Annotated in this window: 4 protein-coding genes; 1 reads left to right on the top strand and 3 read right to left on the bottom strand. The window is 49.6% G+C overall.

Annotated features, from left to right (window positions below; genetic code table 11):
- Positions 1-84: 84 nt before the first annotated feature.
- From BZG83_RS15890 to BZG83_RS15880, 3 genes are all read right to left on the bottom strand, one after another.
- Entirely contained in the window at positions 85-399 is a 315-nt protein-coding gene (locus BZG83_RS15890) for a hypothetical protein (RefSeq protein ID WP_077482003.1), read from the bottom strand.
- A 269-nt stretch (positions 400-668) separates the two neighbouring features.
- Positions 669-1,682, bottom strand: coding sequence for a UDP-glucose 4-epimerase GalE (gene galE, locus BZG83_RS15885; protein WP_077482001.1), 1,014 nt, complete (start codon positions 1,680-1,682; stop codon positions 669-671).
- 149 nt (positions 1,683-1,831) lie between these two features.
- Positions 1,832-3,079 (bottom strand): O-antigen ligase family protein, encoded by a 1,248-nt coding sequence (locus tag BZG83_RS15880; RefSeq protein WP_158074983.1) that lies wholly within the window; start codon positions 3,077-3,079, stop codon positions 1,832-1,834.
- A 381-nt stretch (positions 3,080-3,460) separates the two neighbouring features.
- On the opposite strand from BZG83_RS15880, the gene rbsK reads away from it, so the two are divergent.
- Positions 3,461-4,390, top strand: a complete 930-nt coding sequence (gene rbsK / locus BZG83_RS15875) for a ribokinase (protein ID WP_077481997.1) — start codon at positions 3,461-3,463, stop codon at positions 4,388-4,390.
- Positions 4,391-4,490 lie beyond the last annotated feature (100 nt).

Below are 4,490 nucleotides of genomic sequence, written 5' to 3'. Positions count from 1 at the left end.
GTCATAAGTGGTGGTTGGGCGGCGTGGCGGTGATAGAAAAATGGCTATAGGTTTACCTATAGCCACCGTTTCGAACCTCAGCGATTACTGTCCAGCGCTTAATGAGGTAGAGTTTGACGCATCGTTGTCATCATTACTCGCAGCTGCGACAGCAGCACCTACGGCAGCCGCCGCCGCAACACCGGCAGCAACGGTACCAGCTGCAACACCGCCGGCAGCTGCAGCACCCGCCGCACCTGCGCCCGCAGCGCCAGCACCTGCGCTCGCACCGGCACCCGCGCTCGCACCGGCACCTGCGCTCGCACCACTACCGCTTGCAGCACCCGGTGCCGCCTCGGTTGCGGCCATTGTGCTTGCAGCGAACAGCATAGCAATCAAGCCTGTTGCAATTTTCTTCATTTGTCTCTCCATGATTTTTGCATTAATACAAAAACGTCTGCAAACGCAGACACTAGTAAACTCTAATAGCTAAACACCGAGAAGTAAAATAAATACCGTATACATCACAGATATTTCATCTTAAATGTGCGGTAAAGCAGGGAGATCCGCCTCGCAACCGCATCGGCGCTCTTGCTCTTTCTGTACTCTGTCATCGGTATTCTGTTCCCTAGGCCCTAGGCCCTAGGACCTAGGACCTAGGATCCTAGGCCCTAGAATCTTTCTAGTCTCTAGTCCCCATATCCATCCGGGTTATTCGACTGCCAGCGCCACGTGTCCTCAACCATGCTATTAAGCCCTCTCTTGGCCTTCCAGCCCAATATAGCCTCAGCATAAGTTGGGTCAGCATAGCATTCGGCAACATCACCCGCGCGTCGCGGTTTGAATTCATAGGGAATGGGGCGCTCGGCAACACGCTCAAACGCATATACCATGTCTAACACGCTCTTACCTTGGCCAGTGCCGAGATTAAAAATGTGGGTGCCGGGTTGATGGGCCATTTTTTCTAGTGCCGCTAAATGGCCATCAGCAAGATCAACCACATGAATATAGTCGCGTACGCCAGTACCATCGGGGGTGGGATAATCGTTACCAAATATCCCCAGCTTTTGGCGTCGTCCCACTGCCACTTGAGCAACAAAAGGCAGCAGATTATTCGGCGTACCACGTGGATCCTCTCCGAGCAGTCCCGATGTGTGCGCGCCAACAGGATTAAAGTAACGTAACAGAGTGATACTCCAATCCGGGTTTGCGTGTTGAAAATCCCGGAGGCATTCTTCCACCATTAATTTGCTGCGCCCATAGGGATTGGTCGCTGAGGTGGGAAAATTCTCTTTAATCGGCACTGACGCAGGGTCGCCATAAACGGTAGCCGAAGAGCTAAAAATAAGCGATTTAACATTCGCAGCTTCCATGGTTTGCACCAGACGTAAGGTGCCAGACACATTGTTGTCGTAGTATTTGAGTGGCTTTTCAACCGACTCGCCGACCGCTTTTAGCCCTGCAAAATGGATCACGCTGTCGATGGTGTATTCATCAAACACAGACTTTAAGAAAGCATCGTCGCGTATATCCCCTTGGATAAAAATAGGGCGAACGCCGGACACTTGCTCAATCCTATCAAGCACGACTTTTTTGCTATTACAAAGGTTATCGACCACAACAGGTGAGTAACCTTGTTGGATAAGTTGAATACAGGTATGGCTGCCAATATATCCCGTGCCACCGGTGACGAGTACATTCATGGTGATGTTGCCTAATTTTTTATCGGTATTGAGTCAGTAATATTTACAGAGTACGGAACACGGGAGTAAATAGGAAGAGCCGGTAAAAGCCGCCTCGCACCCGCATCGGCGCTCTTGCTCTTTGTGCTCTGTATTCCGTATTATTCTCCCTAGGACCTTTCTAGTCTCAACGCCATGCTTGCAAAGATCACCACGCCGAGTGTGAAAAATAGAATCCCTGAATGGTGATTAATATAGTGCTGGGTGAGCATGTATCCGGCAATTAGCACAATGTGACAACGTAAAACAACGCAGGCAAAACCTTGATCAGAATGAGGTTTACATTGTATTTTTTTCGTAGCCACCCAAGGGGCTAAGAGTAAAAATACCAGAGCTAAACCGCCAATTATCCCTTTTATTTGCAACTCTTCTAGCAACTGGTTGTGTGCGCGGCTAAATAGCATAACGACTGGGTCAACAATACGTTGGTCAACCAAATCCTGTTTTTTCTCGGTAAATCGATCGTAACCGGTTCCTGTCAATGGGTTATCTGTCCACAACAGCCATGCAGTTCGCCACAATTCTACACGAGTTCCCGAAGATGTTTTTATTTTGGGTTTCATTTCAGGTGCTTGCTCGGTAGCCAGCTCAACACTTTTTACAGTTTGATATTGATCGAGATCGGAAAAGACCAAGCCTGCTCGATGCAAGGCGGGCACGATAGCGGTAACTACAATCAGAGTGACGCTTGCTGCCATCGCCATATAATCGCGACGGTTAAAGGTGTTTCGATAATAAATGACCGCCCATAGCGCCACGAATGGTGTCACAACCCATGCGCCACGGCCGCCACTGAGCAATGTCGCCACAAATCCCAAGGTGATACCGACAAAGGCGATTTTTTTTAAAACAGGCAACGAACGCTGGCAGCCAAAAATATAAGCAAAAATGCTAAACACACTTAAGCTTGCCGCCATGCCAGCGACCTGAATGGACATGAATCCACCGCTAGACAGTGCACGGATCCCCATTCCGTAATGTTGATAGAGGGCAATAACCCCAACCACAGAAGCTCCAATGCTGCAGCCATATAAAACGGCCTTGAGCGAGGGTGGATACCTCAGTAAGCACGCAAAAATTATTACGGCCAATAAAACACGGCTCGGCATATCGAGCTGCTCGTACTGTCCACTTGGTACTGCGAACGCCAGAGTAACCAAAAAGTACAACATAAAAGACGCCGTCACGAGTAGAGCCGGCGGGCTTTTAAGGAATCGATAAGTCCTTGGTAGTAGGGCTAAGGCGGTAAGGGCCAATAAAATCGCGATGTACTTATATGAATCTGGTGTGGCAAGCAGTGTCGCAAAGTAAGCGAAACACAAAAAATTAATGAGTGTTTGTCGAGAAAAGTACGGCAATGCGTGTTCTCCTGTTATGCGCATACGCTGAAAATTAAAATTGTGGTCACTCTCTCCTGCTTGAAGCGACAGCGGTACTGGTTGCGTGCGTTCCCTTCCCAATCACATTGCTGGCCTATGCTTATGGGGCTCTCACCGCTTACCTGCCACTCCAAGTGGTTTGGGTATCGTATGACAGCTAGCTGTTTTTCTGTTGGCTTGAGTGTTGCACTTAATTGGTATGATGAAAAGCCTTTCTATCGTCGTTTTTGATACCATACAACACGCATTGCAAGTGTGGTTAGACACCCTGTCTATATACATGTCATAAAAATATAAATAGTGACATCACTGGGTGAATTAATTGCGCACACACCTGATTAAAAACGGTAAGGAAGAGTAATGAGCCGATTGGTTGTTCTTGGCAGCGTCAATGCTGATCATGTTTTACGTGTCCCTCACTTTCCGCGTCCGGGCGAGACATTACACGGCCACGATTATGCCGTAATTGCCGGTGGGAAAGGGGCCAATCAAGCGGTCGCGGCGGTGCGTTGCGGTGCTGATGTTGCCTTTATTGCCAGTGTGGGTGAAGACGCTTTTGGCCAGCAGATTCGTCAGTCTTATGCGCAAGAGGGGATGGATGTCAGTGCGATAAAGGTACAGCCTGATACGCCGACCGGGATTGCGATGATCCAAGTGACTGATCAAGGTGAGAACAGTATTGCACTCTCGGCAGAAGCCAATGCGACTCTGACAGCGGAGACCATCAGCGATGATCTCACTAAAATCGCCGACGCTGACTATTTACTGATGCAGTTAGAAACACCGATGTGCGGCATTGAAAAGGCGGCGTTTCATGCCAAAGCGGCAAAGACACAGGTGGTGCTTAATCCCGCCCCTGCCGCACCGCTGAGCGACGCGCTTCTTGCTGCAGTCGATATTATTACCCCGAATGAAACAGAAGCCCAAAGCCTGACCGGTATCGCGGTAACTGACACTGCCAGTGCGCAAGCGGCTTCGGACGTGCTCCATGAAAAAGGGGTAGGGATTGTCCTGATCACTCTCGGTAAACAAGGCGTGTGGCTGAGTGAAAAAGGCGAACAAGCGGGCCAGCTTATTCCTGGGTTCCGTGTCGATGCCGTCGATACCACAGCCGCGGGCGATACCTTTAATGGGGCATTGGTGACAGGACTGATAGAGGGACAGACACTTTATCAGGCAATTCGCTTTGCGCATGCCGCGGCGGCATTATCCGTGACAAAGCGTGGCGCACAAACCTCGATTCCTTCTCGTGCAGAGGTTGAGGCGTTTTTGGCGTTAGCGCACCAATAACATTATGTTTCAAAAGGGTTGAGCATACCAAACTCCCTCAACCCTTAGTGATCACACGAATATCTTGTTTCCTATCTCGACTTTTCTCTCGGTGCCTTGC

It is taken from the genome of Salinivibrio sp. PR919 (assembly GCF_001995355.1).
GTDB classification, from domain to species: Bacteria; Pseudomonadota; Gammaproteobacteria; order Enterobacterales; family Vibrionaceae; genus Salinivibrio; species Salinivibrio proteolyticus.
Note: the sequence above shows the minus strand (reverse complement) of the source record. Positions and strands in the feature narration are given on the sequence as shown.